Origin of the sequence: Pseudomonas sp. zfem003, assembly GCF_032621675.1 — a bacterium.
In the GTDB taxonomy this organism is placed as follows: domain Bacteria; phylum Pseudomonadota; class Gammaproteobacteria; order Pseudomonadales; family Pseudomonadaceae; genus Metapseudomonas; species Metapseudomonas otitidis.
The window spans coordinates 23736-48420 of sequence record NZ_JAVYJG010000016.1; the positions used below are offsets into that span (position 1 = coordinate 23736).

22 protein-coding genes and 3 pseudogenes are annotated in these 24685 nt (G+C 67.4%); 18 read left to right on the forward strand and 7 right to left on the reverse strand.

Features of this window, described 5'->3' with window-relative positions; translation table 11 throughout:
• The first annotated feature begins 43 nt into the window (after positions 1 to 43).
• The 9 genes from nuoG (at position 44) to RTK35_RS29715 (ending at position 10757) form a co-directional block, all read left to right on the forward strand.
• A complete protein-coding gene (gene nuoG, locus RTK35_RS29675; RefSeq protein WP_316909650.1) occupies positions 44 to 2767 on the forward strand; it encodes an NADH-quinone oxidoreductase subunit NuoG in 2724 nt (907 codons plus the stop codon).
• Positions 2764 to 3753, forward strand: a complete 990-nt coding sequence (gene nuoH, locus RTK35_RS29680) for an NADH-quinone oxidoreductase subunit NuoH (protein WP_316909651.1) — start codon at positions 2764 to 2766, stop codon at positions 3751 to 3753. Before nuoG ends, nuoH begins: the two co-directional genes overlap by 4 nt.
• Before the next feature lie 10 nt (positions 3754 to 3763).
• Complete coding sequence (gene nuoI, locus RTK35_RS29685) at positions 3764 to 4312, forward strand: NADH-quinone oxidoreductase subunit NuoI (protein WP_044405822.1); 549 nt, start codon at positions 3764 to 3766, stop codon at positions 4310 to 4312.
• Positions 4313 to 4323: 11 nt separating this feature from the next.
• Positions 4324 to 4824: an NADH-quinone oxidoreductase subunit J gene (gene nuoJ / locus RTK35_RS29690; protein WP_316909652.1), complete on the forward strand. Its 501-nt coding sequence runs from the start codon at positions 4324 to 4326 to the stop codon at positions 4822 to 4824.
• A gap of 4 nt (positions 4825 to 4828) precedes the next feature.
• A complete protein-coding gene (nuoK, locus tag RTK35_RS29695) occupies positions 4829 to 5137 on the forward strand; it encodes an NADH-quinone oxidoreductase subunit NuoK (protein WP_044405825.1) in 309 nt (102 codons plus the stop codon).
• Complete coding sequence (gene nuoL, locus RTK35_RS29700) at positions 5134 to 6981, forward strand: NADH-quinone oxidoreductase subunit L (protein WP_316909653.1); 1848 nt, start codon at positions 5134 to 5136, stop codon at positions 6979 to 6981. Before nuoK ends, nuoL begins: the two co-directional genes overlap by 4 nt.
• 25 nt (positions 6982 to 7006) lie before the next feature.
• Positions 7007 to 8536 carry an NADH-quinone oxidoreductase subunit M gene (nuoM, locus tag RTK35_RS29705; protein WP_316909654.1) on the forward strand — a complete coding sequence of 510 codons (1530 nt, stop codon included), beginning with the start codon at positions 7007 to 7009 and terminating at the stop codon, positions 8534 to 8536.
• A gap of 20 nt (positions 8537 to 8556) precedes the next feature.
• Positions 8557 to 10032, forward strand: coding sequence for an NADH-quinone oxidoreductase subunit NuoN (gene nuoN / locus RTK35_RS29710; protein ID WP_107329202.1), 1476 nt, complete (start codon positions 8557 to 8559; stop codon positions 10030 to 10032).
• Between the two features lie 194 nt (positions 10033 to 10226).
• Entirely contained in the window at positions 10227 to 10757 is a 531-nt protein-coding gene (locus RTK35_RS29715) for an alpha-ketoglutarate-dependent dioxygenase AlkB (protein ID WP_316909655.1), read from the forward strand.
• On the opposite strand, the gene RTK35_RS29720 is transcribed toward RTK35_RS29715, so the two are convergent.
• The 4 genes and pseudogenes from RTK35_RS29720 to RTK35_RS29730 form a co-directional block, all read right to left on the reverse strand.
• The gene (locus RTK35_RS29720; RefSeq protein ID WP_044405834.1) at positions 10754 to 11821 is read right to left on the reverse strand and encodes an AI-2E family transporter; all 1068 of its coding nucleotides are present in this window, start codon (positions 11819 to 11821) and stop codon (positions 10754 to 10756) included. The genes RTK35_RS29715 and RTK35_RS29720 overlap by 4 nt on opposite strands.
• A 168-nt stretch (positions 11822 to 11989) precedes the next feature.
• Positions 11990 to 12811 (reverse strand): methyl-accepting chemotaxis protein, encoded by an 822-nt coding sequence (locus RTK35_RS30745; protein ID WP_371320897.1) that lies wholly within the window; start codon positions 12809 to 12811, stop codon positions 11990 to 11992.
• Positions 12812 to 12847: 36 nt separating this feature from the next.
• Positions 12848 to 13672 (reverse strand): annotated as a pseudogene (locus tag RTK35_RS30750) (cache domain-containing protein); the annotation flags it as partial.
• Positions 13673 to 13789: 117 nt separating this feature from the next.
• Complete coding sequence (locus RTK35_RS29730; RefSeq protein WP_316909656.1) at positions 13790 to 15109, reverse strand: Na+/H+ antiporter family protein; 1320 nt, start codon at positions 15107 to 15109, stop codon at positions 13790 to 13792.
• 468 nt (positions 15110 to 15577) lie between these two features.
• On the opposite strand from RTK35_RS29730, the pseudogene RTK35_RS30755 reads away from it, so the two are divergent.
• The 3 genes and pseudogenes from RTK35_RS30755 to RTK35_RS29740 form a co-directional block, all read left to right on the forward strand.
• Positions 15578 to 16597 (forward strand): annotated as a pseudogene (locus RTK35_RS30755) (chemotaxis protein); the annotation flags it as partial.
• A gap of 378 nt (positions 16598 to 16975) precedes the next feature.
• A pseudogene (locus RTK35_RS30760) lies at positions 16976 to 17503 on the forward strand (methyl-accepting chemotaxis protein); the annotation flags it as partial.
• A 99-nt stretch (positions 17504 to 17602) separates the two neighbouring features.
• Complete coding sequence (locus tag RTK35_RS29740) at positions 17603 to 18199, forward strand: NADPH-dependent FMN reductase (protein ID WP_107329207.1); 597 nt, start codon at positions 17603 to 17605, stop codon at positions 18197 to 18199.
• 52 nt (positions 18200 to 18251) lie between these two features.
• Here the strand turns inward: RTK35_RS29740 and RTK35_RS29745 are convergent, their stop codons facing one another.
• Together RTK35_RS29745 and RTK35_RS29750 are read right to left on the reverse strand one after the other, a co-directional pair.
• A complete protein-coding gene (locus RTK35_RS29745; protein WP_107329208.1) occupies positions 18252 to 18998 on the reverse strand; it encodes an anti-sigma factor family protein in 747 nt (248 codons plus the stop codon).
• A complete protein-coding gene (locus RTK35_RS29750; protein WP_074969551.1) occupies positions 18995 to 19507 on the reverse strand; it encodes a sigma-70 family RNA polymerase sigma factor in 513 nt (170 codons plus the stop codon). The genes RTK35_RS29745 and RTK35_RS29750 overlap by 4 nt, the downstream gene beginning before the upstream one ends.
• A 130-nt stretch (positions 19508 to 19637) precedes the next feature.
• Here RTK35_RS29750 and RTK35_RS29755 point away from each other — a divergent pair, with 130 nt between their 5' ends.
• The 4 genes from RTK35_RS29755 to RTK35_RS29770 all read left to right on the forward strand — a co-directional run bounded on the left by RTK35_RS29755 (position 19638) and on the right by RTK35_RS29770 (position 22073).
• A complete protein-coding gene (locus RTK35_RS29755) occupies positions 19638 to 20696 on the forward strand; it encodes a catalase family peroxidase (protein WP_316909658.1) in 1059 nt (352 codons plus the stop codon).
• Positions 20693 to 21229 (forward strand): cytochrome b, encoded by a 537-nt coding sequence (locus tag RTK35_RS29760; protein ID WP_074969547.1) that lies wholly within the window; start codon positions 20693 to 20695, stop codon positions 21227 to 21229. Before RTK35_RS29755 ends, RTK35_RS29760 begins: the two co-directional genes overlap by 4 nt.
• 137 nt (positions 21230 to 21366) lie before the next feature.
• Positions 21367 to 21690 (forward strand): hypothetical protein, encoded by a 324-nt coding sequence (locus RTK35_RS29765; RefSeq protein ID WP_044404231.1) that lies wholly within the window; start codon positions 21367 to 21369, stop codon positions 21688 to 21690.
• Between the two features lie 68 nt (positions 21691 to 21758).
• The gene (locus RTK35_RS29770; protein WP_316909659.1) at positions 21759 to 22073 is read left to right on the forward strand and encodes a DUF5629 family protein; all 315 of its coding nucleotides are present in this window, start codon (positions 21759 to 21761) and stop codon (positions 22071 to 22073) included.
• 26 nt (positions 22074 to 22099) lie between these two features.
• Here RTK35_RS29770 and RTK35_RS29775 read toward each other — a convergent pair whose 3' ends face one another.
• The gene (locus tag RTK35_RS29775; RefSeq protein ID WP_316909660.1) at positions 22100 to 22690 is read right to left on the reverse strand and encodes an XRE family transcriptional regulator; all 591 of its coding nucleotides are present in this window, start codon (positions 22688 to 22690) and stop codon (positions 22100 to 22102) included.
• A 60-nt stretch (positions 22691 to 22750) separates the two neighbouring features.
• Between RTK35_RS29775 and rhtA the strand changes: the two genes are divergently transcribed.
• Together rhtA and epsC are read left to right on the forward strand one after the other, a co-directional pair.
• Positions 22751 to 23641, forward strand: coding sequence for a threonine/homoserine exporter RhtA (gene rhtA / locus RTK35_RS29780; protein WP_316909661.1), 891 nt, complete (start codon positions 22751 to 22753; stop codon positions 23639 to 23641).
• Positions 23642 to 23715: 74 nt separating this feature from the next.
• Positions 23716 to 24657, forward strand: coding sequence for a serine O-acetyltransferase EpsC (gene epsC / locus RTK35_RS29785; protein WP_074969541.1), 942 nt, complete (start codon positions 23716 to 23718; stop codon positions 24655 to 24657).
• Positions 24658 to 24685 lie beyond the last annotated feature (28 nt).

Consider the following 24685-nt stretch of genomic DNA (forward strand, 5'->3'; position numbering starts at 1 on the left):
TTCCATTAGCCAAGCCCGGTAACGGGCAGATGAAGACTGAACCATGGCCACTATCCACGTAGACGGCAAGACGCTCGAAGTCGATGGTGCAGACAACCTCCTGCAGGCCTGTCTGTCACTCGGACTCGACATCCCCTACTTCTGCTGGCACCCGGCGCTCGGTAGCGTCGGCGCCTGCCGCCAGTGCGCGGTCAAGCAGTACACCGACGAGAACGACAAACGCGGTCGCCTCGTCATGTCCTGCATGACCCCTGCCACTGACAACACCTGGATCTCCATCGAAGACGAAGAGGCGAAGCAGTTCCGCGCCAGCGTCGTCGAATGGCTGATGACCAACCACCCGCACGACTGCCCCGTGTGCGAGGAAGGCGGTCACTGCCACCTGCAGGACATGACGGTGATGACCGGCCACAACGCCCGTCGCTACCGCTTCACCAAGCGCACCCACCAGAACCAGGAACTCGGCCCGTTCATCGCCCACGAGATGAACCGCTGCATCGCCTGCTACCGCTGCGTGCGCTACTACAAGGACTACGCCGGCGGCACCGACCTGGGCGTCTACGGCGCCCACGACAACGTCTACTTCGGCCGCGTCGAGAACGGCACGCTGGAAAGCGAATTCTCCGGCAACCTCGTCGAGGTCTGCCCCACCGGTGTGTTCACCGACAAGACCCACTCCGAGCGCTACAACCGCAAGTGGGACATGCAGTTCGCCCCGAGCATCTGCCACGGCTGCTCCAGCGGCTGCAACATCAGCCCCGGTGAGCGCTACGGCGAGATCCGCCGCATCGAGAACCGCTTCAACGGCTCGGTGAACCACTACTTCCTCTGCGACCGCGGCCGCTTCGGCTACGGCTACGTCAACCGCGAAGACCGTCCTCGCCAGCCGCTGCTGGCAGGTGCTCCGCTGAGCATCGACGCAGCGCTGGACAAGGCCGCCGAACTGCTCAAGGGCAAGCGCGTCATCGGCATCGGTTCGCCCCGCGCCAGCCTGGAAAGCAACTTCGCATTGCGTGAGCTGGTGGGCGAGGCCAACTACTACTCAGGCATCGCCGCCGGTGAGCTGGCCAACATCCGCCTGATCCGCGACGTGCTGCAGAACGGCCCGCTGCCGGTGCCGACCCTGCGCGAGATCGAAGATCACGACGCCGTCTTTGTCCTCGGTGAAGACCTCACCCAGACCGCTGCACGCGTGGCACTCGCCCTGCGCCAGGCAGTGAAGGGCAAGGCCACCGAAATCGCCGCCTCGATGAAGATCCAGGACTGGCACATGGCGGCCGTGCAGAACGTCGCCCAGCACGCCCTGAACCCGCTGTTCATCGCCAGCGTCACCGAGACCCGCCTCGACGACGTCGCCACCGAAAGCGTGCATGCCGCCCCGGCTGACCTGGCCCGCATCGGTTTCGCCGTGGCCCACGCCATCGACCCGAGCGCTCCCGCCGTGGACGGGCTGGAGGCCGAGGCCCGCGAGCTGGTCCAGCGCATTGCCGACGCCCTGCTGGCCGCCAAGCGCCCGCTGATCGTCTCCGGTGCTTCCCTGGGCGAAAAAGCCCTCATCGAAGCCGCCGCGAACATCGCCAGCGCCCTGAAGAACCGCGAGAAGAATGGCTCCATCAGCCTGGTTGTACCGGAAGCCAACAGCATGGGCCTGGCCCTGCTCCTGGGTGAAGAGCTCGGTGGGAAATCCGTGGACGCCGCCCTGGAAGCCCTGACCTCCGGCCAGGCCGACGCGGTCGTCATCCTCGAGAACGACCTCTACCGCCGCGCCGACACCGCCAAGGTGGACGCTGCCCTGACCGCAGCCAAGGCCGTGATCGTCGCCGATCACCAGCAGACCGCCACCACCGAGCGCGCCCACCTCGTGCTGCCGGCCGCCTCCTTTGCCGAAGGCGACGGCACCCTGGTCAGCCAGGAAGGTCGTGCCCAGCGCTTCTTCCAGGTGTTCGAGCCGAGCTACTACGACGCCAACATCCTCGTTCGCGAGGGCTGGCGCTGGATGCACGCCCTGCACAGCACCCTGCAAGGCAAGCCGGTCGACTGGACCCAGCTGGACCAGGTCACCAGCGCCTGCGCCGAGACCTCCCCGCTGCTCGCCGGCATCCGCGATGCCGCCCCGAGCGCCTCGTTCCGCATCAAGGGCCTCAAGCTCGCACGCGAACCTCACCGTTACAGCGGCCGCACCGCCATGCGCGCCAACATCAGCGTGCACGAGCCCCGCCAACCGCAGGACCAGGACTCCCCGTTCGCCTTCTCCATGGAAGGCTACGCCGGCAGCGCCGAGCCCCGTCAGCAGATCCCGTTCGCCTGGTCCCCGGGCTGGAACTCGCCCCAGGCCTGGAACAAGTTCCAGGACGAAGTGGGCGGCCACCTGCGTGCCGGTGATCCGGGCGTACGCCTGATCGAAGCCAAGGGCAATGCCCTGCCCTGGTTCGCCGTCGCCGCGCCGTTCAACCCGGCGCAAGGCACCTGGCAGGTCGTTCCGCTGCATCACCTGTTCGGCAGCGAGGAGAACTCCTCCCGCGCCGCGCCGATCCAGGCACGCATTCCCGAGGCCTACGTGGCCCTGGCCAAGGATGAGGCGGACCGCCTCGGCGTGAACGATGGCGCGCAACTGACCGTACGGGTCAACGGCCAGGCCCTGCGCCTGCCGCTGCAAGTACGCGAAGAGCTAGCCGTCGGCCTGGTGGGTCTGCCCGCCGGTCTGCCGGGCATGCCGGCCGCGCTGACTGGCGCCACCGTCACCCTGCTGCAGGAGGCCGCGCAATGAGCTGGCTCACTCCCGAGCTGATCGACATCGTCATCGCGGTGGTCAAGGCCGTGGTGATCCTGCTTGCCGTGGTCATCTGCGGCGCCCTGCTCAGCTTCATCGAGCGGCGCCTGCTGGGCTGGTGGCAGGACCGCTACGGTCCAAACCGCGTCGGCCCGTTCGGCATGTTCCAGATCGCCGCCGACATGCTGAAGATGTTCTTCAAGGAAGACTGGACCCCGCCGTTCGCCGACAAGATGATCTTCACCCTCGCCCCGGTGATTGCCATGAGCGCCCTGCTCATCGCCTTCGCCGTGGTGCCGATCACCCCCACCTGGGGCGTCGCCGACCTGAACATCGGCATCCTGTTCTTCTTCGCCATGGCCGGCATCACCGTCTACGCGGTGCTCTTCGCCGGCTGGTCGAGCAACAACAAGTTCGCCCTGCTCGGCAGCCTGCGCGCCTCGGCCCAGACCGTCTCCTACGAGGTGTTCCTGGCGCTGTCGCTGATGGGCATCGTCGCCCAGGCCGGCTCGTTCAACCTGCGCGACATCGTCGAATACCAGGCCCAACACCTGTGGTTCATCATTCCGCAGTTCTTCGGCTTCTGTACCTTCTTCATCGCCGGCGTCGCCGTGACCCACCGTCACCCCTTCGACCAGCCGGAAGCGGAGCAGGAACTGGCCGACGGCTACCACATCGAGTACGCCGGCATGAAATGGGGCATGTTCTTCGTCGGCGAGTACATCGGCATCGTGCTGGTGTCCGCGCTGCTGGTGACCCTGTTCTTCGGCGGCTGGCACGGTCCGTTCGGCATCCTGCCGCAGATCCCGTTCATCTGGTTCGCTCTGAAGACCGCCTTCTTCATCATGCTGTTCATCCTGCTCCGCGCGTCGATCCCGCGTCCGCGCTATGACCAGGTGATGGCCTTCAGCTGGAAGTTCTGCCTCCCGCTGACCCTGATCAACCTGCTGGTGACCGGCGCCGTCGTGCTCGCGGCCCAGTAAGGAGAAGCCCATGATCAAGTACATCTATGACGTGGTAGCCGGCACCTTCACCCAGCTTCGCAGCCTGGTGATGGTGTTCTCCCACGGCTTCCGCAAGCGTGACACCCTGCAATACCCCGAAGAGCCCGTGTACCTGCCGCCGCGCTACCGTGGCCGCATCGTGCTGACCCGCGACCCCGACGGCGAGGAACGCTGCGTGGCCTGCAACCTGTGCGCCGTGGCCTGCCCGGTCGGCTGCATCTCGCTGCAGAAGGCCGAGACCGAAGACGGCCGCTGGTACCCCGAGTTCTTCCGCATCAACTTCTCCCGCTGCATCTTCTGCGGCCTGTGCGAAGAAGCCTGCCCCACCACCGCGATCCAGCTGACGCCGGATTTCGAAATGGGCGAGTACAAGCGCCAGGACCTGGTCTACGAGAAGGAAGACCTGCTGATCTCCGGCCCCGGCAAGAATCCGGACTACAACTTCTATCGCGTGGCAGGCATGGCCATTGCCGGCAAACCGAAAGGTGCCGCGCAGAACGAGGCCGAGCCGATCAACGTGAAGAGCCTGCTGCCCTAAGGAGACGTTGCGTGGAATTCGCTTTCTATTTCGCTGCCGGCGTCGCCGTGGTGTCCACCCTGCGGGTGATCACCAACACCAATCCGGTGCATGCCCTGCTCTACCTCATCGTCTCGCTGCTGTCGGTGTCGATGTGCTTCTTCGCCCTGGGTGCGCCCTTCGCCGGCGCCCTGGAGATCATCGTCTACGCGGGCGCCATCATGGTGCTGTTCGTCTTCGTGGTGATGATGCTCAACCTCGGCCCGGCCGTGGTGGAGCAGGAGCGCAAGTGGCTCACGCCCGGTATCTGGGTCAGCCCTGCCGCCCTCTCCTTCGCCCTGCTGGCCGAGCTGCTGTACGTGCTGTTCAGCCAGCAGAGCGGCGCAGCCATCGGCCAGACCACCGTGGACGCGAAAGCCGTCGGCATCAGCCTGTTCGGCCCCTATCTGCTGGCCGTGGAGCTCGCCTCCATGCTGCTGCTGGCGGCACTGGTCGCGGCCTACCACCTCGGCCGCTACGAAGCGAAGGAGTAATGCCATGAGTGCAATCCCACTGGAACACGGGCTCGCCGTCGCCGGCATCCTCTTCGCCCTCGGGCTCGCCGGCCTGATGGTGCGCCGTAACATCCTCTTCGTCCTGATGAGCCTGGAAGTCATGATGAACTCGGCCGCCCTGGCCTTCGTGGTCGCCGGTGCCCGCTGGGCCCAGGCCGACGGCCAGATCATGTTCATTCTGGTGATCACCCTCGCAGCCGCCGAGGCCAGCATCGGCCTGGCGATCCTGCTGCAGCTGTATCGCCGCTTCCACACCCTCGATATCGACGCTGCCAGCGAGATGCGCGGATGAACCTTCTATTCCTGACCTTCCTGTTCCCGCTGCTCGGCTGGTTCGTCCTGTCGTTCTCCCGCGGGCGTCTCTCCGAAAACGCCTCCGCCGTGATCGGCGTCGGCTCCGTCGGCCTCTCCGCCCTCACGGCGGCCTGGGTCATCTGGCAGTTCCACGTGTCACCGCCGGAAGGCGGTGTCTACACCCAGGTGCTCTGGCAGTGGATGAGCGTGAACAACTTCGCGCCCAGCTTCACGCTCTACCTGGACGGCCTTTCGGTCACCATGCTCGGCGTGGTCACCGGCGTCGGCTTCCTGATCCACCTGTTCGCCTCCTGGTACATGCGCGGTGAAGAGGGCTACTCGCGCTTCTTCTCGTACACCAACCTGTTCATCACCAGCATGCTGTTCCTGGTGCTGGGCGATAACCTGCTGTTCCTGTACTTCGGCTGGGAAGGCGTGGGCCTCTGCTCCTACCTGCTGATCGGCTTCTACTACAGCAACCCGAACAACGGTAACGCCGCGCTCAAGGCCTTCATCGTCACCCGCATCGGCGACGTGTTCATGGCCATCGGCCTGTTCATCCTGTTCATGCACCTCGGCACCCTGAACATCCAGGAGCTGATGAAGCTGGCACCCGAGAAGTACGTGGCCGGTGACAGCTGGCTGTGGTTCGCCACCCTGATGCTGCTCGGCGGCGCCGTGGGCAAATCCGCCCAGCTGCCGCTGCAGACCTGGCTGGCCGACGCCATGGCCGGCCCGACCCCGGTTTCCGCACTGATCCACGCGGCCACCATGGTCACCGCGGGCGTCTACCTGATCGCCCGGACCCACGGCCTGTTCCTGCTCACCCCCGAGATCCTCGAACTGGTGGGCATCGTCGGTGGCGTCACCCTGGTGCTGGCCGGCTTCGCCGCGCTGGTGCAGACCGACATCAAGCGCATCCTCGCCTACTCCACCATGAGCCAGATCGGCTACATGTTCCTCGCCCTGGGCGTGGGGGCATGGGACGCGGCGATCTTCCATCTGATGACCCACGCCTTCTTCAAGGCCCTGCTGTTCCTCGCCTCCGGTGCGGTGATCAACGCCTGCCACCACGAGCAGAACATCTTCAAGATGGGCGGCCTGTGGAAGAAGCTTCCCCTCGCCTACGCCAGCTTCATCGTCGGCGGTGCGGCCCTGGCGGCCCTGCCCCTGATCACCGCGGGCTTCTACTCCAAGGACGAGATCCTCTGGGAAGCCTTCGCCAGTGGTCACCAGTGGCTGCTCTACGCAGGCCTGGCCGGTGCCTTCCTGACCTCGATCTACACCTTCCGCCTGATCTTCATCGCCTTCCACGGCGAAGCGAAGACCGAGGCCCATGCCGGCCACGGTGTGGCCCACTGGCTGCCGCTGTCGGTGCTGATCGTGCTGTCCACCTTCATCGGTGCCCTGATCACCCCGCCGCTGGCCGGCGTGCTGCCGCAGAGCGTCGGCCATGCCGGTGGCGAAGCCAAGCACAGCCTGGAAATCGCCTCGGGTGCCATCGCCCTGGCGGGCATCCTGCTGGCCGCCCTGCTCTTCCTCGGCAAGCGTCGCTTCGTCAGCGCCGTCGCCCAGAGTGCACCGGGCCGCTTCCTCGGGGCCTGGTGGTACGCCGCCTGGGGCTTCGACTGGCTCTACGACAAGCTGTTCGTCAAGCCCTACCTGCTGGCCACCCGCCTGCTGGGCAACGACCCGATCGACTCCAGCATCGGCCTGATCCCGCGCCTCGTTCGTGGCGGCAACGGCATGCTGAGCAGCAGCCAGACCGGCCAGCTGCGCTGGTACGCGGTCTCCCTGGTGGGTGGTGCCGTGCTGGTGCTCGGCGCCGTGCTGCTGACCTGAATCTTCTTAAGGAATTGAGCCCGTCATGATTCTGCCCTGGCTAATCCTGATTCCCTTCATCGGCGGCCTGCTGTGCTGGCAAGGTGAGCGCTTCGGCACCACCCTGCCTCGCTGGATTGCGCTGCTGACCATGTCCCTGCTGTTCGGCCTCGGCCTCTGGCTGTGGGCCACCGGCAACTTCACCCTGGCCCCTGCCCCGGGTGCCGATCCGGTCTGGGCGCACGAGTTCAAGGTCAACTGGATCGAGCGCTTCGGCATCACCATCCACCTCGCGATGGATGGCCTGTCGGTGCTGATGGTGACCCTCACCGGCCTGCTCGGCGTGCTGTCCGTGCTGTGCTCCTGGAACGAGATCCAGAACCGCGTCGGCTTCTTCCACCTCAACCTGATGTGGATCCTCGGCGGCGTGGTCGGCGTGTTCCTGGCCGTCGACCTGTTCCTGTTCTTCTTCTTCTGGGAAATGATGCTGGTGCCGATGTACTTCCTCATCGCGCTCTGGGGTCATAGCGGCAGCAAGGGCAAGACCCGCATCTACGCCGCCACCAAGTTCTTCATCTTCACCCAGGCCAGCGGCCTGGTGATGCTGGTGGCGATCCTCGGCCTGGTGCTGGTGCACTACAACGCCACCGGCGTGCTGACCTTCAACTACGCCGACCTGCTAAAGACGCCGCTCACGCCCACCGCCGAGTACCTGCTGATGCTGGGCTTCTTCATCGCCTTCGCGGTGAAATTCCCGGTGGTGCCGTTCCACTCCTGGCTGCCGGATGCCCACGCCCAGGCGCCCACCGCAGGCTCCGTGGACCTGGCCGGCATCCTGCTGAAGACCGCTGCCTACGGCCTGATGCGCTTCGCCCTGCCGCTGTTCCCCAACGCCTCGGCCGAGTTCGCACCCATCGCCCACTGGCTCGGCGTGTTCGCCATCGTCTACGGCGCCCTGCTCTCCTTCGCACAGACCGACATCAAGCGCTTGGTGGCCTTCTCCAGCGTCTCGCACATGGGCTTCGTGCTGATCGCCATCTACTCCGGCAGCCAGATCGCGCTGCAAGGTGCAGTGGTGCAGATGATGGCCCACGGCCTGTCGGCCGCCGCGCTGTTCATTCTCTGTGGCCAGTTGTACGAGCGCCTGCACACCCGCGACATGCGCCAGATGGGTGGCATCTGGAGCCGCATGCCCTACCTGCCGGCCATCAGCCTGTTCTTCGCTGCCGCAGCCCTCGGCCTGCCCGGCACCGGCAACTTCGTGGGTGAGTTCCTGATCCTCCTGGGCTCCTTCGAGAAGGCCATGTGGGTGACCATCATCGCCGCCACCGGCCTGGTGTTCGGCTCGGTCTACTCGCTGATCATGATCCACCGCGCCCACTTCGGTGCCGCCAAGTCCGACGCTCCGCTGCAGGGCCTCAAGCCGCGCGAACTGATCATGGTGCTCGGCCTCGCCGTGCTGCTGATCCTCCTGGGCGTCTACCCGCAACCGGTGCTGGACACCTCCGCTGCCAGCATGCACGGCGTGCATCAGTGGCTGGATGCAGCCTTCACCCAACTCGCCTCGGCCCGGTAGCTGTCATGGAACATCACGCTGTGGAATTCACGACTCAACACCTGATCGCCCTGCTGCCGCTGCTGGTTGCCTGCGCCACTGTCGTCGCAGTGATGCTGGCCGTGGCCTGGAAGCGTAACCACACCCTCACCTTCGGCCTGTCGGTGGTCGGCCTCAACGCCGCCCTGCTGGCCATCATCCCGGCGCTGGGCGTCACCCCCATCGAGGTGACCCCGCTGCTGAAGGTCGACACCTTCGGCTGCTACTACATGGCGCTGGTACTGGCCTCCACCCTGGCGTGCGTCACCCTGATCCACGCCTACCTGGGCGGCAACACGGGCCAGGGCTACCCGGGCAACCGCGAGGAGATGTACCTGCTGATCCTCCTGTCCGCCTGCGGTGGCCTGGTGCTGGTCACCGCGCAGCACATGGCCGGCCTGTTCATCGGCCTGGAGCTGCTGTCGGTGCCGGTCTACGGCATGGTGGCGTACGCCTTCTTCAACAAGCGTTCGCTGGAAGCCGGCATCAAGTACATGGTGCTTTCGGCCGCCGGTTCCGCCTTCCTGCTGTTCGGCATGGCCCTGCTCTACGCCGACGCCGGCACCCTGAGCTTCGCCGGCATCGGCGCCAAGTTCTCCGGCCAGGGCGTACCCGGTGGCCTGGTGCAACTGGGCATCGGCATGATGCTGGTCGGCCTGGCGTTCAAGCTGTCCCTGGTGCCCTTCCACCTCTGGACGCCGGACGTCTACGAAGGCTCCCCGGCACCGGTGTCGGCCTTCCTGGCCACTGCCAGCAAGGTCGCCGTGTTCGCCGTGCTGGTTCGCCTGTACCAGATCTCCCCGGCCACTGCCGGTGGCTGGCTGAACGACCTGCTGGCCGCCATCGCCGTCGCCTCGATCCTGTTCGGCAACCTGCTGGCCCTGCTGCAAAGCAACATCAAGCGCCTGCTGGGCTACTCCTCCATCGCCCACTTCGGCTACCTGCTGATCGCCCTGATCGCCACCAAGGGCATGGCCGTGGAGGCCATCGGCGTCTACCTGGCCACCTACGTGCTGACCAGCCTGGGTGCGTTCGGTGTGGTGACCCTGATGTCCACGCCCTACAACGGCCGTGACTGTGACGCCCTGTACGAATACCGCGGCCTGTTCTGGCGCCGTCCGTACCTGACCGCCGTACTCACCGTGATGATGCTGTCGCTCGCCGGCATTCCGCTCACCGCGGGCTTCATCGGCAAGTTCTTCGTCATCGCCGCCGGTGTCGAATCCCACCTCTGGCTGCTGCTGGGCGTGATGATCCTGGGCAGCGCCATCGGCGTGTTCTATTACCTGCGGGTCATGGTCACGCTGTTCCTGGTGGAGCCGAACCTGCGTCGTCACGACGCCGACCTGCACTGGGCCCAGCGCGCCGGCGGCATCATGCTGCTGATCGTCGCCCTGCTCACCTTCGTGCTCGGCGTCTACCCGCAGCCGCTGCTGGACCTGGTCCAGCACTCCAGCCTGGTCGCACTCGGCCACTGAGTACCTCACGGCAGCAACGAAAAAGCCCGGCGAATGCCGGGCTTTTTCATGGCCGTTCACTTCGGGGTCCCCTCCCCTTCCGCCTCCAGGCAGGTGAAACCAGCAAGACCATGGCGCCAGCCGGCAAGTCCCGGCATCATCGGCAGCCTGCTCCAGCGGGCGCCCCGCCGCCGCACCCCATCAAGGACGAAGCCGTGCACCCAAGACCCGACCTGCTGTTCATCCCCGATTTCCTCAACGAGCCGGACAGGCACTTGCGCCAACTGCTCGAAACGGTCACCTGGGACACCCGCATGCGCGCGCGGCACACCTCCAGCTACGGGGTCGCCTACAACTACTCGCAGATCCACTACCCCGCCACGCCACTACCGGCCTGGGCCCAACGGCTTGGCGAGCGCCTGCAGCCGGTCATTGGCTTCTCTGCCAACAACTGCCTGCTCAACCTCTACGAAGACGGCAAGTCATCCATGGGCTTTCATTCCGATGAGTGCGAGGTGCTGGAATCCGGCACCGGGGTGGCCATCCTCTCCCTCGGGGACTCCCGCGAGATCCGCTTTCGCAGCAAGGCCGACCGCGAGCACGAAGTGGCCTGGACGCTACCGTCCGGCTCGCTGCTCTACATGGACCAGGCCGTCCAGGCCCACTGGCTGCACGCCATTCCCCGGACCGAAGCCGCCGGCCCGCGCATCAGCCTCACCTTCCGCCGCCTGCGGGCAGCGCCTTAAGGCAGGCGGACCCGCCGACGGGTGCTGACGAACAACCCCCAGCTGGCCATGAACAGCGCCGCCACCAGCGGGCCGATGACGAAGCCATTGAGGCCGAACAGCGAAATCCCGCCCAGGGTGGAGAGCAGCACCAGGTAGTCCGGCATGCGCGTGTCCTTGCCCACCAGGATCGGCCGCAGCAGGTTGTCCACCATGCCGATCACCAGCACGCCCACCAGCACCAGCACCACGCCCTGCCAGAGGTCACCGCTGAGCATCAGCCAGGCCGCCACCGGCGCCCAGATCAGCCCCGAGCCCACTGCCGGCAGCAGGGACAGGAAGGCCATCAGCACGCCCCAGAGCAATGCACTGGGGATGTCCAGCAGCCAGAACACCACGCCACCCAACCCGCCCTGGATCACCGCCACCACCACGTTGCCCTTGACCGTCGCCCGCACCACACGGGTGAACTTCAGCTGCAGGCGACGCTTGTGGTGATCCGCCAGGGGCACCGCCGTGCGGATGTGTCGCACGATTTCCGGGCCGTCGCGGAGGAAGAAGAACAGCAGGTAGAGCATCAGGAAGAAGCCGATCACCACCTGGAAGGTGTCCTGCCCGATGGAGAACGCCTGGGTCGCAAGGAACTGGCTGCCCTGGGTGGCGGCGCCCACCAGGCGGTCACGCAGGCCGTTCAGGTTGTCCAGGCCGAAGCGCCCCAGCTGATGCTGTAGCGCCTGCGGGAGCAGGTCGATGAAGCGTTCCAGGTACATGCCCAGGTCCAGCTCGCCGGACTCCAGCCGGCTGTACAGATCGGCCCCCTGCTGCACCAGCAGCAGGCCGATCAGGCACACCGGGATGATCGCCACCAGCAGGCATACCCCCAGGGTCAGCAGTGCCGACAGGTTGCCGCGCCCACCCAGGCGCAGGGCCAGGCGGCGTTGCAGTGGTGCGAACACCACCGCCAGCACCACCGCCCAGAAGGCGGCGCCATAGAACGGCAGCAGGATCCAGATGAAGGCCAGGGAGACCAGTACCAGCAGCAGGATCAGCGAGCGAAGTTCGAGGGGATAGCGAGAGGCGGACATGGGCGGGCGGTATCCAGTGGGGTTACCGGTTTAGTCCGCCAGTGCCCGCACAAAGTGCGAAGACTTTGCAGGTGCAACGCCCGAAAGCGCCAGGGGTGGAGTCGCCTTGGCCCGGGCTTCAGCCCGGAACGCGAATGGCCTCGCGCCCCGAGCCGAACGGGCCGGCGATCAGATGCGGAACTGACGCACCAGTGCACCCAGGCGGTCGCCCAGGGCGGCCAGGGAGCGGGCGGTCTCGGCACCCTGGCGGGTGTCGTCGGCGACGCTGTCCACGGCCACGGCGATCTGGTGCACGCTGCGGTTGATCTCCTCGGCCACCGCCGTCTGCTCCTCGGCGGCGCTGGCGATCTGCGCGTTCATGGCGTTGATGGTGCCGATCAGCCCGGCGATGGCATCCAGCGAGGCGCCGGCCTGGTTGGCCTGCTCGCTGGTGACCTCGCCGGCATCGCTGGAGCGGCGCATGGCGGTCACAGCGTCCTGGGTGCCCTGTTGCAGGCGGTCGATCATGCCCTGGATTTCCTGGGTGCTCTGCTGAGTGCGGCTGGCCAGGGCACGCACCTCGTCGGCCACCACGGCGAAGCCGCGACCGGCCTCGCCCGCACGGGCGGCCTCGATGGCGGCGTTGAGGGCCAGCAGGTTGGTCTGCTCGGCAATGGAGCGGATCACCCCCAGCACGCTGACGATGGACTGCACGTCCTGCTGCAGGCTGTCCAGGGACACACCGCTCTCGCGGATGTCGCCCACCAGCGAGTGGATACGAGTGATGCTGCCGTCCACCACGCGCTTGGCGGCCTGGCCTTCCTGGTCGGTCTTCTGTGCGGCCTCGGCGGCCCCCTGGGCGCTCTGGGCCACCTCGTGGGCAGCGGCGCTCATCTCGTTGATGGCCGTGGCCACCTGGTCGGTCTCGTGGCGCTGGCGCTCCATGGCCTGCTCGGAGCGGTGGGCCTGGGCGGACACCTGGTCCACCAGCCCGGTGAGCTGCACGGTCATCTCGACGATCTGGCGCACCAGGCCGTGGATCTTCTCGACGAAGCGGTTGAAGGAGCCGGCCAGCTCGCCCAGCTCGTCCTGGCTGTTGATCGGCAGGCGGTGGGTCAGGTCACCGTCACCGGCGGCGATGTCGTCAAGGTTGGCCTTGATCTGCTGCAACGGACGCAGGAAGGCGTTGGCCAGGGTCGTGCCGACGATGCCGAACACCACCAGCAAAATCGCCGCAATCACCACGATGCTGGTGAGGATGGTGCTGATGCGCGCGTCGATCGCCTCCTGCACCTCGGCCACCTGGGCCTCGACGCCGTCCAGGTTCACCGCCGTGCCCAGGGCCATGTCCCACTTGGGCAGGTAATAGCTGTAGGCGAGCTTGGGCACCTGCACGCTCTCGTTGCCCGGCAAGGGCGAGCTGTAGAAGACGTATCGGCTGTCATCCTTGGCGACCCGGACCAGTTCGTCGTTCACGGCCACGCCGTTGACGTCCTTGCGGCCGGAGAAGCTCTTGCCCACGTCCACTGGGCTGTCGCCACGGAACAGGCGGATCACCTGGGAGTCGTAGGCGAAGAAGTAGCTGTCCTTGCCGTACTTGATCTTCTTCAGGATCTCGATGGCTTTTTCGCGGCTCGCCATGTCATTGGCGGCCGACGCGTCATACAGCATCTGCACCGAGCCCAGGGCGATCTGCATGTAATGCTGCAGTTCACGGCGGTTCTCATCGATCAGCCGCTCGCGGGTTTCCTTCACCTCGCCCTCGGCGAGGCTCAGCAGGACCTTGGCTGCTGCGCCGCTGAGCACGACGGCGAACAGTATCACCGGCGCGAGCGCCAGCAGCAGGACCTTGGTTTTGAGTGTCAGGCGCATGTATCCATTCCTCAGGGCGGCAGACCGGGAAAACGAAAGGGGGACAGCCGAGGTATCGGCTGTCCCTTCATTAGCTATAGCGAATCGTGGGGAAAACGCGGCGGAACGAGCGCTCCGTCACAACACCATGGCCGCCAGCCAGCCGAAGGCCAGCAGGGGCAGGTTGTAATGCAGGAAGGTGGGCACCACGGTGTCCCAGATGTGGTTGTGCTGGCCGTCCACGTTCAGGCCGGAGGTAGGGCCCAGCGTCGAGTCGGAGGCCGGCGAACCCGCGTCGCCCAGTGCGCCGGCCGTGCCGACGATGGAGACGATGGCCAGCGGGCTGAAGCCCAGCTGCAGGCACAGCGGCACGAAGATCGCCGCGATGATCGGCACCGTGGAGAACGACGAGCCGATGCCCATGGTCACCAGCAGCCCCACCAGTAGCATCAGCAGCGCGCCAAGCGCCTTGCTGTTGCCGATCAGCCCGGCGGAGGTCTCCACCAGGGTGGCCACCTGGCCAGTGGCGCGCATCACCTCGGCGAAGCCGGCGGCGGCGATCATGATGAAGCCGATCATCGCCATCATCTTCATGCCCTCGGTGAACAGGTCGTCCACCTGGCGCCAGCGCACCACGCCGCTGGCGGAGAACAACAGGAAGCCCACCAGTGCGCCGACGATCATCGAGTCCAGCCACAGCTGCACCACGAAGGCGGCGACAATGGCCGCCCCGGCCGCCAGCAGGCTGCGGCGGTCGTAGGCCACCTCCACCTGCTCGGCAGCGGCGATGCGCTCCAGGTCGTAGACACGCTTGCGCCGATAGCTGAACAGCACCGCGATCAGCAGGCCCGCGACCATGCCCAGCGCCGGGATGGCCATCGCCTGGGTGACGCTGACGCCACTGATGTCCGCCCCGCTGCGGGCCACGTTGGCCAGCAGGATCTCGTTGAGGAAGATGTTGCCGAAGCCCACCGGCAGGAACATGTACGGCGTGATCAGGCCGAAGGTGATGACGCAGGCCACCAGCCGGCGGTCGATCTGCAGGCGGGTCAGTACGTACAGCAGCGGCGGCACCAGCAGCGGGATGAAGGCGATGTGGATCGGCAGGATGTTCTGCGAAGCGATCGCAACGCCCAGCAACAGCGCCACCAGGCCCCATTTCAGGGCACCGCCGCCGTTGCCATCCTGGCGCCCCACCAGCGCCAGCACCCGGTCGGCCAGCGCATGGGCCAGCCCGGAGCGGGAGATCGCCACGGCAAAGGCCCCCAGCATCGCGTAGGACAGCGCAACGGTCGCACCACCGCCCAGCCCCTTGTTGAAGGCCTCCAGCGTGCCGTCCACGCCAAGCCCACCCAGCAGGCCGCCCACCAGCGCACCCAGGATCAGCGCCAGCACCACGTGCACGCGCAGCAGGCTCAGCACCAGCATCACGCCGACTGCCACGATCACCGCATTCATTCCACTCTCCCGAAGGCCGCCCTGTTCAAGGAGAGCGGCAAAAAAAGCGGCGTACTCTGCCGAAAGCGAACGATACTGTCAAAACGGATACATGTTCAGAATGCTGAACGATGCGTGCATAATCCTTGCATGCTGCGCCCGCAGCAGTCGTTTCGAGTTGGAAGCCCCATCGCCAGGACCGGCCTGATCAAGTAAGTGGCCAACTGGCCGATAGCCGCCTTGTAGTCTGACGAGAAGAAGGAAAAGACCATGCCGTTCAGTCGCCTTTCCATCCAGTGGAAGATCACCCTGCTCGCCGGCCTCTGCCTGCTGGCCATCGTGACCCTCCTGGTGGGCGCCTCCCTCTACCAATCCAAGCGCAGCGCCGAACTGGTGAAGGCCTCCAGCGCCCAGATGCTCGACCACAGCGCCCGCCAGCGCATGCAGGCCCGTGGTGAGCTGCAGGCCATCCGCATCCAGCGCTACTTCATGGACGCCTACCAGTACGGCAAGGGTTTTTCCCGCCAGATACTGTTCCTCAAGGAACAGGCCGAGAAGCGCTTCCTCGACGCCTTCGACCTGCGCGAGGACCTGACCCGCCAGGTGCGCACCAGCCTGGAGGCCAACCCCAGCCTGCTGGGCCTCTACGTGGTGTTCGAGCCCAACGCCCTGGACGGCAAGGACGAACTGTTCACCGAACAGGGCGAGCTGGGCAGCAACGAAAAGGGCCGCTTCGCCCTCTACTGGTCCCAGGCCACGCCCGGCAAGCTGCTGTCGGAAACCATGGACGAGAAGATGCTCGCGGACAACAGCACCGGCCCCAGCGGCTCGCCCTACAACGCCTGGTACACCTGCCCCATCCAGACCCGCGACTCCTGCGTGCTGGAGCCCTACTTCGACGATGTCGGCGACCGCAAGATCCTCATGACCAGCATCGCCTTCCCGCTGATTCAGAACGACAAGGTCGTCGGCGTCATGGGCCTGGACATCAGCCTCGACAGCCTCCAGCAGCTCAGCCAGCAAGGCAGCCAGGAGCTGTACGACGGCAAGGCCCACATCAGCATCCTCAGCCCCGCCGGCCTGCTCGCCGGCCACAGCCAGGACATCGGCAAGCTCAGCCAGAAGCTCGACGCCGTCTTCGGTGCCGACGCCGCCGCCCTCACCACTGCCCTCCAGAGCGGCAAGCCCAGCAACGTCGACAAGGACGGCATGCTGCGGGTGATGGAGCCCTTCAAGCCGATCCCCACCGCCTCGCCCTGGAGCGTGCTGCTGGAAGTGCCGGACAAGGTGCTGCTCGCCCCCGCCATCAAGCTGCAGAAGGAGCTGGACGCCCAGCGCGACGCCAGCAGCCTGGTTTCGGCCCTCATCGGCCTCGCCGCCGCCGTACTCGGCCTCGGCCTGATGTGGCTCACCGCCCTCGGCGTCACCCGGCCGATCCTCGGCGTGGCCGCCATGCTGAAGAACATCGCCAGCGGCGAAGGCGACCTCACCCGCCGCCTGGAGTACGCCCGCCAGGATGAACTGGGCGAGCTGGCCGGCTGGTTCAACCGCTTCCTCGACAAGCTGCAGCCGATCATCGCCGACGTGAAGCGCTCGGTTCAGGATGCCCGGGGCACTGCCGACCAGGCCTCCTCCATCGCCGAGCAGACCAGCGCCGGCATGCAGCAGCAGTACAAGGAAGTCGACCAGGTGGCCACCGCCTCCAACGAGATGAGCGCCACCGCCCACGACGTGGCCCACAGCGCCGCCCAGGCCGCCGAAGCCGCACGGGGCGCCGACCTGGCCACCCAGGAAGGCCTGGCGATGATCGACCGCACCACCAGCGCCATCGAGCAGCTGGCCAGCGAGATGAGCGCCGCCATGGAAGAGGTGCAAGGCCTCTCCAGCAGCAGCGAGCAGATCGGCTCGGTGCTGGAAGTGATCCGCGCCATCGCAGAGCAGACCAACCTGCTGGCCCTCAACGCCGCCATCGAAGCCGCCCGCGCGGGGGAAGCCGGCCGCGGCTTCGCCGTGGTCGCCGACGAGGTGCGCAGCCTGGCCAAGCGCACCCAGGATTCGGTGGAAGAGATCCGCCAGGTCATCGAGGGCCTGCAACACGGCACCCGCGAAGTGGTCGGCTCCATGCACAGCAGCCACCGCCAGGCCCAGAACAGCGTCCAGCAGGTCGGCCAGACGGTGACCTCGCTGCGCAAGATCGGCGATGCCGTCACCGTGATCACCGACATGAACCTGCAGATCGCCAGCGCCGCCGAGGAGCAGAGCGCCGTGGCCGAGGAGATCAACCGCAACGTCGCCGCCATCCGCGATGTCACCGAATCCCTCTCGGTGCGGGCGCGGGAGTCGGCCGAGGTCAGCCAGAACCTCAACCGCCTGGCCAACCACCAGCAGGGCCTGATGGACCAGTTCAAGGTCTGACGCCATCGGCTCCACGCCCTGGCACGCCGGCGCTTGTTCGCCGGCGTGCCGCTCGCTAGCCTGCCCCTCCCCCTTCCTCGTTCCTGCAAGGACAACACAATGCTCAACTACGCCATCGTGGCCGGCTCCAGCCGCGCCAACAGCCAGTCCGGCAAGGTCGCCCGCTTCATCCGCCAACGCCTGGTCGACCTGAAGCTGGCCGATGAGGCCGGCACCTCGGTCATCGACCTCGGCCAGCAGCCGCTGCCACTGTGGCCCGCCGAAGACACCGGCCCCTGGGCCGGCTTCCAGCAACAGCTGAAGGCCGCCGACGCGGTGGTGATCATCGCCCCCGAGTGGAACGGCATGGCCTGCCCGGCCATCAAGAACTTCTTCATCTATGCCAGCAAGGCCGAACTGGCCCACAAGCCGGGGCTGCTGGTGGGCGTCTCCTCCGGCATCGGCGGCGGCTACCCGATCAGCGAGCTGCGCGCCTCCAGCTACAAGAACTGCCGCCTCTGCTACCTGCCCGAACACCTGATCGTCCGCGGCGTGGAGAAGGTGCTCAACGGCGCCGAGGTGGCCAGCGAAGACGACCAGCGCATCCGCGACCGCCTGGACTACGACCTGGACATCCTCGCCAAGTACGCCACCGCCCTGCAGCCGGTGCGCGCCAGCATCGACTTCAGCAACCCCGCCTTCACCAACGGCATGTAAGCGCGCCGGCCCCGCCACACTGCGCGGGGCCGTCCCTCACAGCGCCCGCCCCTTACAGCGAAAGCGCCCGCTGCACCACCGCACCGCGCGGATCACCGCTGGGGCCCACCAGCGCGTAGTTGTAGCCATTGCGCGACCAGTAGCGCGCCTCCAGGTCACCGTCCTGGCGGCTGCCGCTGGGCATCTCGGCATAGAGCGCGCCGGGCGAGCGCAGGTACAGGCTGACGCGCTGACCGTTGGCGTCCTCGAACAGCAGGATCGCCGCCGCCCCCTGCTCGTTGGTCAGCAGCCGCCCACCCACCGGACGCAAGCCGTAGGGCGACAGGTCGGGAATACGCGACGCGTGGGTGAAACGCCGGTCCAGCCAGGCCTGGAGGTTGCCGGCATCACCCTGCACATCCACCGCGACGCTGCCCAGGGCGAACAGGCGGTGCGCCTCCAGGGCGTCCTGCATGGGCGGGATGTCCGCCAGCAGGGTCTGCTCACGGGCCTGCCAGCCGCCCACACCCCCCAGCCCCAGGGCCAGCAGCAAGGCGGCCGCCGTCGCCCATTGGCGCCGTTGGCGGGCCAGCCGCGCACGGCGGATGGCACGCGGGTCCAGCGCCGGGTTGGGCGGCAGCCCCTGCAGGTCGGCAAGGCCGGCACGCAGGTGCTGCATATCCTGGCGCCAGCCCTCCACCTGAGCGGCAGCCTCGGGGTGGCGGGCCAGCCAGGCCTCCACCAGGCGGGCCTGCGCGGGGTCGAGCTGGCCGTCCAGGTAGGCGTGAAGATCGTGTTCGCTGGGTTCGAAGGAAGTCATTTGAGTATCCGCAACGAAGGGGATGCGATTTCGCCCTCGGCCAGCGCGCGCAGGGCCTTGCGCGCACGGGAGAGACGGGACATGACGGTGCCGATGGGCAGGTCCAGGGCCTCGGCGGCCTCCTTGTAGCTGAGCCCCTCCACCCCCACCAGCACCAGCAGCGCGCGCTGCTCGGCCGGCAGGCGGGCGAAGGCGTCGAGGGTCGAGCGTGCCTCCACCTGCGCCTCCAGCGACGGGGTCTCGTCGGCACCGGCCAGGCCGAAGAAGCCCAGCACCTTGGCGTAGCGCCGAGCGCGCCGCTGCCCGTCGAGGAACTTGCGGTAGAGGATGGCGAACAGCCAGGCACGCAGGCTCTCGGCCTGGCGCGGCCCCTGGCGATCGCCCAGGGCGCGCTCCACCGTGGCCTGCACCAGGTCATCGGCACTGGCGGGCTCGCGGGTCAGCCAGAGGGCGAAACGGCGCAGGCGCTGCAGCAGTTCGCGAAGTTCGTCGTCATCGATGTCATGCATGGGGAACGGGACTCGGGGCAAGGATGCTGTGGAGGAAGACGCCCCAGCCGCAACTTTATTCCAGCCAGCGGGAATAAATCCTCCGTTCGTACGTCCCACCGGCTCAATGACCTGGCCAGAGGAGCCATCCATGACCCCTTCCCCCCTCAGCCGCGCCCAGCTCGCCGGCCGGCTCTCGCTGATCGGCCTGGCGGTCGCCGGGCTGGCCGGTGCCTTCGCCTGGACCGCCGGCTGGATCGGCCCGCAGCGCCTCACGCCGCAACGCATCATCGACACTTTCGAAGCCAACGCCGGCCACTACCCCGGCTACCGCAAGAACCACGCGAAGGGCCTGTGCATCAGCGGCCAGTTCCAGTCCAGCGGCGCGGCCGCCGCCTATTCCCGTGCCCAGGTCTTCGCCCCGGGCGACATCCCGGTGACCGGGCGCCTGGCCATCGGCGGCAGCAACCCCTTCGCCGCCGATGCCAGCGTGCCGGTGCGCAGCCTGGCCCTGCGCCTGCGCAGCGCCGACGGCCAGGAGTGGCGCACCGGCATGAACACACCGGCGGTGCTGGCGGTGGGCACGGTGGAGGCCTTCTTCGAGCAGGTACTCGCCTCGGCCCCCGATCCGGCCACCGGCAAGCCCAACCCGGCGAAGGTGCAGGCCTTCTTCGACGCCCACCCGGAGAGCGCGGCCTTCCGCCAGTGGGCCCAGGCCAACAAGCCGTCCAACAGCTTCGCCAACGCCCGCTACCACGGTCTCAATGCCTTCCGCCTGGTGAACGCCGACGGCCAGGCCCGCTACGTGCGCTGGGCGATGGTGCCGGAAGCGCCCTACGACCCCCTGGACGCCCAGGTGGACGACCCGGACTTCCTCGCCCACGACCTCCACCGCCGCCTGGCCCAGGGCCCGCTGCGCTGGCATCTGGTGCTGACCCTGGCCGAGGACGGCGACCCGGTGGACGACCCGTCCCGCGCCTGGCCCGCCGAGCGCCAGCAGGTGGAGGCCGGCACCCTGGTGATCGACCGCGCCCAGCCCGAGGACCGAGGAGACTGCCGCGACATCAACTTCGACCCGCTGGTGCTGCCCGACGGCATCGAGCCCTCGGCCGACCCGATCCTCGCCGCCCGCTCGGCCGCCTACGCCGTGTCCTTCAACCGCCGCACCCACGAAGGCGCCCCCGCCCCTCGCCCCGGAGCCCAGCCATGAATTCCACCCGCCCCGTCTTCACCCCGCTCGCCCGCCTGCTGCACTGGCTGATGGCGATCCTGATCCTGGCCATGCTGTTCATCGGTGCCGGCATGGTGGTGGAGCTCAGCCCCTGGCACACCACCCTGGTGGCCGTGCACAAACCGCTGGGTGTCGCCCTGCTGGTGCTCGCCGTGCTGAGGCTGGGCGTACGCCTGCGCCGGCCGGCGCCGCCACTGCCGACCGACATGCCGGCCTGGCAGCAACGCCTGGCCCATGCCTCCCATGTGCTGCTCTACGGCCTGATGCTGGCCATGCCCCTGGTGGGCTGGGGCATGCTCTCCGCCGGCGGCTACCCGGTGCAGCTGGGCAGCGCCCTGCAGTTGCCGGCCATCGCCCCGCACGACGCCCAGCTCTACGCGGTGCTGCGCAGCGCCCACCGCTGGCTCGCCTACCTGTTGCTGGCCTGCGTCCTGGCGCACCTGGGCGCCGCGCTGTTCCACGGCCTGGTCCGTCGCGACGGCGTGCTCGGCAGCATGCTCGGGGGCCGCTGAACGGCGTGATCCGGCCCAAACCAATCCAGACGGCCGTGGTCTAGGAGCTGTACGCACCCTCCATTCCCGACGCGGCAGGCCGACAAGCGGCCTGTCACGGAATGGGCGGTGCCTGGCCTTCACCCTGGAGAACCTCCGTGAGCCGCACCCCCTGCCTTCTGATCACCCTGCTGTGCTGCGCCGGCAACGCCCTGGCGTCCAGCGACGATGCCTGGAAACAGCACGACCGCCGCGTGCTGGCGGCCTGCACCGCCGTCAGCAAACTCAAGGATGCAAAGCCCGCCGGCCAGACCGTGGTGTTCGACGATCGCCTCGGCCTCACCGCGCTGATGATCACCGGGCGCTACCCCCAGCCGCACATGAAAGGGCGCAGCGGCAACGAGCTGTGCCTGTACGCCCGCAAGACCGGCAACGCCTACATCAGCGAAGCCGATCGCCTGGTGGGCAGCGGCACGCCCTGAGCCCAGGGTCGCCCTGGCGACGGGCGTGCTCTATCATCGCGGCCTTTTCACAGCACCCGAGCCGCACCATGAGCGAACCGACCACCCTCCTCGACACCCTCGGCAACAGCGACATGCTGGAGATCGACGGCCTGCATGCCTGGCAATTCGACCTGGTCGACGGAGCCCTGCGCATCGAATGCATCGACGGCCGCGACCGTCGCGTCTGGCAATTCAGTGCCGAGCAGGTGCAGCAGGCCCGCGCCGAAGCCGATGGCAGCTGGCGGATAGACAGCGACCAGGGCGAGCACCACCTGGTGTGCATGGAGGCCTTCAGCGGCAGCAATGACGACGATGAAGAAGACGAGGACGAGGACGAGGACGAAGCGCCCGAGCAGGCCTGAACAGGCCTGAACAGGCCTGAACAGGCTCAGCTCACCACGTTGCGCAGGTAGCGCAGGGGCACCGTGCCCAGGTTCGAGTAGGCATAGGGCTGGCTGCTGGCGAACACATGGAAGTCCCCGGCGCGGACCGTCACCGGCCCCTCCGGCAGTTCCAGCGTCAGCTCCCCCTCGATGACGTAGACCATCTCCCGCCAGCCCTCGGCATCCGCCTCCGAGGCGTAGCGCTCGCCCGGCTCCAGGGCCCAGGACCACAGCTCCACCTCGCGCCGCGCCGGGGCGCTGGCCAGCAGCACGGCGCGGCTGCGCGGGTCCTGGCCGACCCAGGCCACTGCTTCGATGCGCGAGCGATCCGGGCGGCTCGGCGCCTGCACCAGGTCGGGGAACAGCACCCCCAGGGCCTCGGCAATGCGGTCCAGGGTCGCCAGGCTGACGTTCACGTCCCCGGCCTCGATGCCGACGATCATTCGCCGGCTCACCCCGGATTCCGAAGCGAGCGCATCCTGGCTCATGCCCAGCGCCTTGCGCAGACGGCGAACGTTCTCGGAGACGTGTTCCAGTACGTTGGGTCGGTCCATGGGCTTGGGCAATATATTGCTCACTGGGATGAATTTGCGCATTATGTTGCACATCCCGGCGCACCACAAGCACGCGCCCCTCCCTGCCTGATCCGGAAAACCATGACCCAGTCCCGCAACCTGGCCGCGACGCTCCTGCCCGTCGGCGTGCTGATCATCGCCATGACCTCCGTGCAGAGCGGCGCGTCCCTGGCCAAGAGCCTGTTCCCCCTCATCGGCGCCGAAGGCACCACCACCCTGCGCCTGGTGTTCGCCGCGATCTTCCTGATCCTGGTGCTGCGCCCGTGGCGCGCCCGCATCAACACCAGCGCCCTGGGCAGCGTGGTGGCCTATGGCGTGGCCCTGGGCTTCATGAACCTGCTGTTCTACATGTCCCTGCGCACGGTGCCCCTGGGCGTGGCAGTGGCACTGGAGTTCACCGGACCGCTGGCGGTGGCGATCTTCTCCTCGCGGCGCCTGCTGGACTTCGTCTGGATCGCCCTGGCGGTGGCCGGCCTGTTGCTGCTCCTGCCGGTGGGCGCCAACGCCAGCGGCATCGACCCGCTGGGCGCTGCCTACGCGCTCGGCGCCGGCGTGTGCTGGGGGCTGTACATCATCTTCGGCCAGCGCGCCGGGGCGGACCACGGCATGCAGAGCGCCTGCCTGGGGGTGATCGTTGCCGCCTTCGCCGCCGCCCCCTTCGGCGTGGTCCATGCCGGCACCGACCTGCTCAACCTGGCCCTGATCCCCACCGCGCTGGGGGTGGCGCTGCTCTCCACGGCCATCCCCTACACCCTGGAGATGTACGCCCTGCAACGCATGCCGGCGCGGACATTCGGCACCCTGATGAGCATCGAGCCGGCCCTGGGGGCGCTCTCCGGGCTGCTGTTCCTCGGTGAAAAGCTGACGCTGCTGCAGTGGGCCGCCATCGGCGCCATCATTCTCGCCTCGGTGGGCACCACCGCGAGCATGAAGCGCAAGGAAGAAGTGCAGGGACTGATTCCCGCCGACTGAGCGCAAACCCCTTGCCGAGCGAAGCCCTCCTGCGCAAGGCTATCGCCCTGCCTTGCGCCCCCACAGGATCGTCCATGAACAAGTTCCCCTACGTTTCCACCGGCTGCCGCCCGGTCAACTGGCAGCTGGACCAGATCGTCAGCGAGTTGCGCAGCGCCCGCGAAGAGTGGCGCAGCCGCAACGGTCGCGGCCAGGATCGCGGCGGACGCGAGCTGCCCTCGCGCACCACCATCGGCCAGATCATCGAAGCCATCAGCGGCGCGCTCTTCCCCATGCGCCTCGGCCCGGCGGACCTGCGCGAGGAAAGCGAAGACTTCTACGTCGGCCACACCCTGGACGTGGCGCTAAACGCCCTGGCCGGCGAGGTACGCCGCGAGCTGGGCTACACCGCCCGGCAGAACAGCACCAGCGCCGCCGACATCGAGTGCGAGGCCATCACCATCGTCCAGGGTTTCGCCGCCGCCCTGCCGCAACTGCGCCGCCTGCTGGACAGCGACGTGCTGGCCGCCTTCCAGGGCGACCCGGCCGCCCGCAGCGTCGACGAAGTGCTGCTGTGCTACCCCGGCATCCACGCGGTCATCCACCACCGCCTGGCGCACTACTTCTACAAAAACGGCCTGCCGCTGGTGGCACGCATCATCGCCGAGATCGCCCACTCGGCCACCGGCATCGACATCCACCCCGGCGCCACCATCGGCAAGAGCTTCTTCATCGACCACGGCACCGGCGTGGTGATCGGCGAAACGGCGATCATCGGCGAGCGCGTGCGCATCTACCAGGCGGTGACCCTGGGCGCCAAGCGCTTCCCCGCGGACGAGTCGGGCAACCTGCAGAAGGGCCAGCCCCGCCACCCCATCGTCGAGGACGACGTGGTGATCTACGCCGGCGCCACCATCCTCGGGCGCATCACCATCGGCAAGGGTTCAGTCATCGGCGGCAACGTCTGGCTGACCCGCAGCGTGCCGGCCGACAGCAACATCACCCAGGCCAGCCTGCAGAGCGACTGCGGCGCCTGAGATGCCCAGCCCCGCAAGGAAAGAACCC

Bases quoted from the DNA above. Each gene is read 5' to 3' on its own strand.
- nuoG (WP_316909650.1), top strand. From the start codon at position 44: ATGGCCACTATCCACGTAGACGGCAAGACGCTCGAAGTCGATGGTGCA.
- rhtA (WP_316909661.1), top strand. From the start codon at position 22,751: ATGACCCAGTCCCGCAACCTGGCCGCGACGCTCCTGCCCGTCGGCGTG.
- RTK35_RS29775 (WP_316909660.1), bottom strand. From the start codon at position 22,690: ATGCGCAAATTCATCCCAGTGAGCAATATATTGCCCAAGCCCATGGAC.
- RTK35_RS29755 (WP_316909658.1), top strand. From the start codon at position 19,638: ATGACCCCTTCCCCCCTCAGCCGCGCCCAGCTCGCCGGCCGGCTCTCG.
- nuoM (WP_316909654.1), top strand. From the start codon at position 7,007: ATGATTCTGCCCTGGCTAATCCTGATTCCCTTCATCGGCGGCCTGCTG.
- nuoK (WP_044405825.1), top strand. From the start codon at position 4,829: ATGAGTGCAATCCCACTGGAACACGGGCTCGCCGTCGCCGGCATCCTC.
- nuoL (WP_316909653.1), top strand. From the start codon at position 5,134: ATGAACCTTCTATTCCTGACCTTCCTGTTCCCGCTGCTCGGCTGGTTC.
- RTK35_RS29770 (WP_316909659.1), top strand. From the start codon at position 21,759: ATGAGCGAACCGACCACCCTCCTCGACACCCTCGGCAACAGCGACATG.
- RTK35_RS29730 (WP_316909656.1), bottom strand. From the start codon at position 15,109: ATGAATGCGGTGATCGTGGCAGTCGGCGTGATGCTGGTGCTGAGCCTG.
- RTK35_RS29720 (WP_044405834.1), bottom strand. From the start codon at position 11,821: ATGTCCGCCTCTCGCTATCCCCTCGAACTTCGCTCGCTGATCCTGCTG.
- epsC (WP_074969541.1), top strand. From the start codon at position 23,716: ATGAACAAGTTCCCCTACGTTTCCACCGGCTGCCGCCCGGTCAACTGG.
- RTK35_RS29740 (WP_107329207.1), top strand. From the start codon at position 17,603: ATGCTCAACTACGCCATCGTGGCCGGCTCCAGCCGCGCCAACAGCCAG.
- RTK35_RS29750 (WP_074969551.1), bottom strand. From the start codon at position 19,507: ATGCATGACATCGATGACGACGAACTTCGCGAACTGCTGCAGCGCCTG.
- nuoI (WP_044405822.1), top strand. From the start codon at position 3,764: ATGATCAAGTACATCTATGACGTGGTAGCCGGCACCTTCACCCAGCTT.
- RTK35_RS29760 (WP_074969547.1), top strand. From the start codon at position 20,693: ATGAATTCCACCCGCCCCGTCTTCACCCCGCTCGCCCGCCTGCTGCAC.
- nuoH (WP_316909651.1), top strand. From the start codon at position 2,764: ATGAGCTGGCTCACTCCCGAGCTGATCGACATCGTCATCGCGGTGGTC.
- RTK35_RS30745 (WP_371320897.1), bottom strand. From the start codon at position 12,811: ATGACCGTGCAGCTCACCGGGCTGGTGGACCAGGTGTCCGCCCAGGCC.
- RTK35_RS29745 (WP_107329208.1), bottom strand. From the start codon at position 18,998: ATGACTTCCTTCGAACCCAGCGAACACGATCTTCACGCCTACCTGGAC.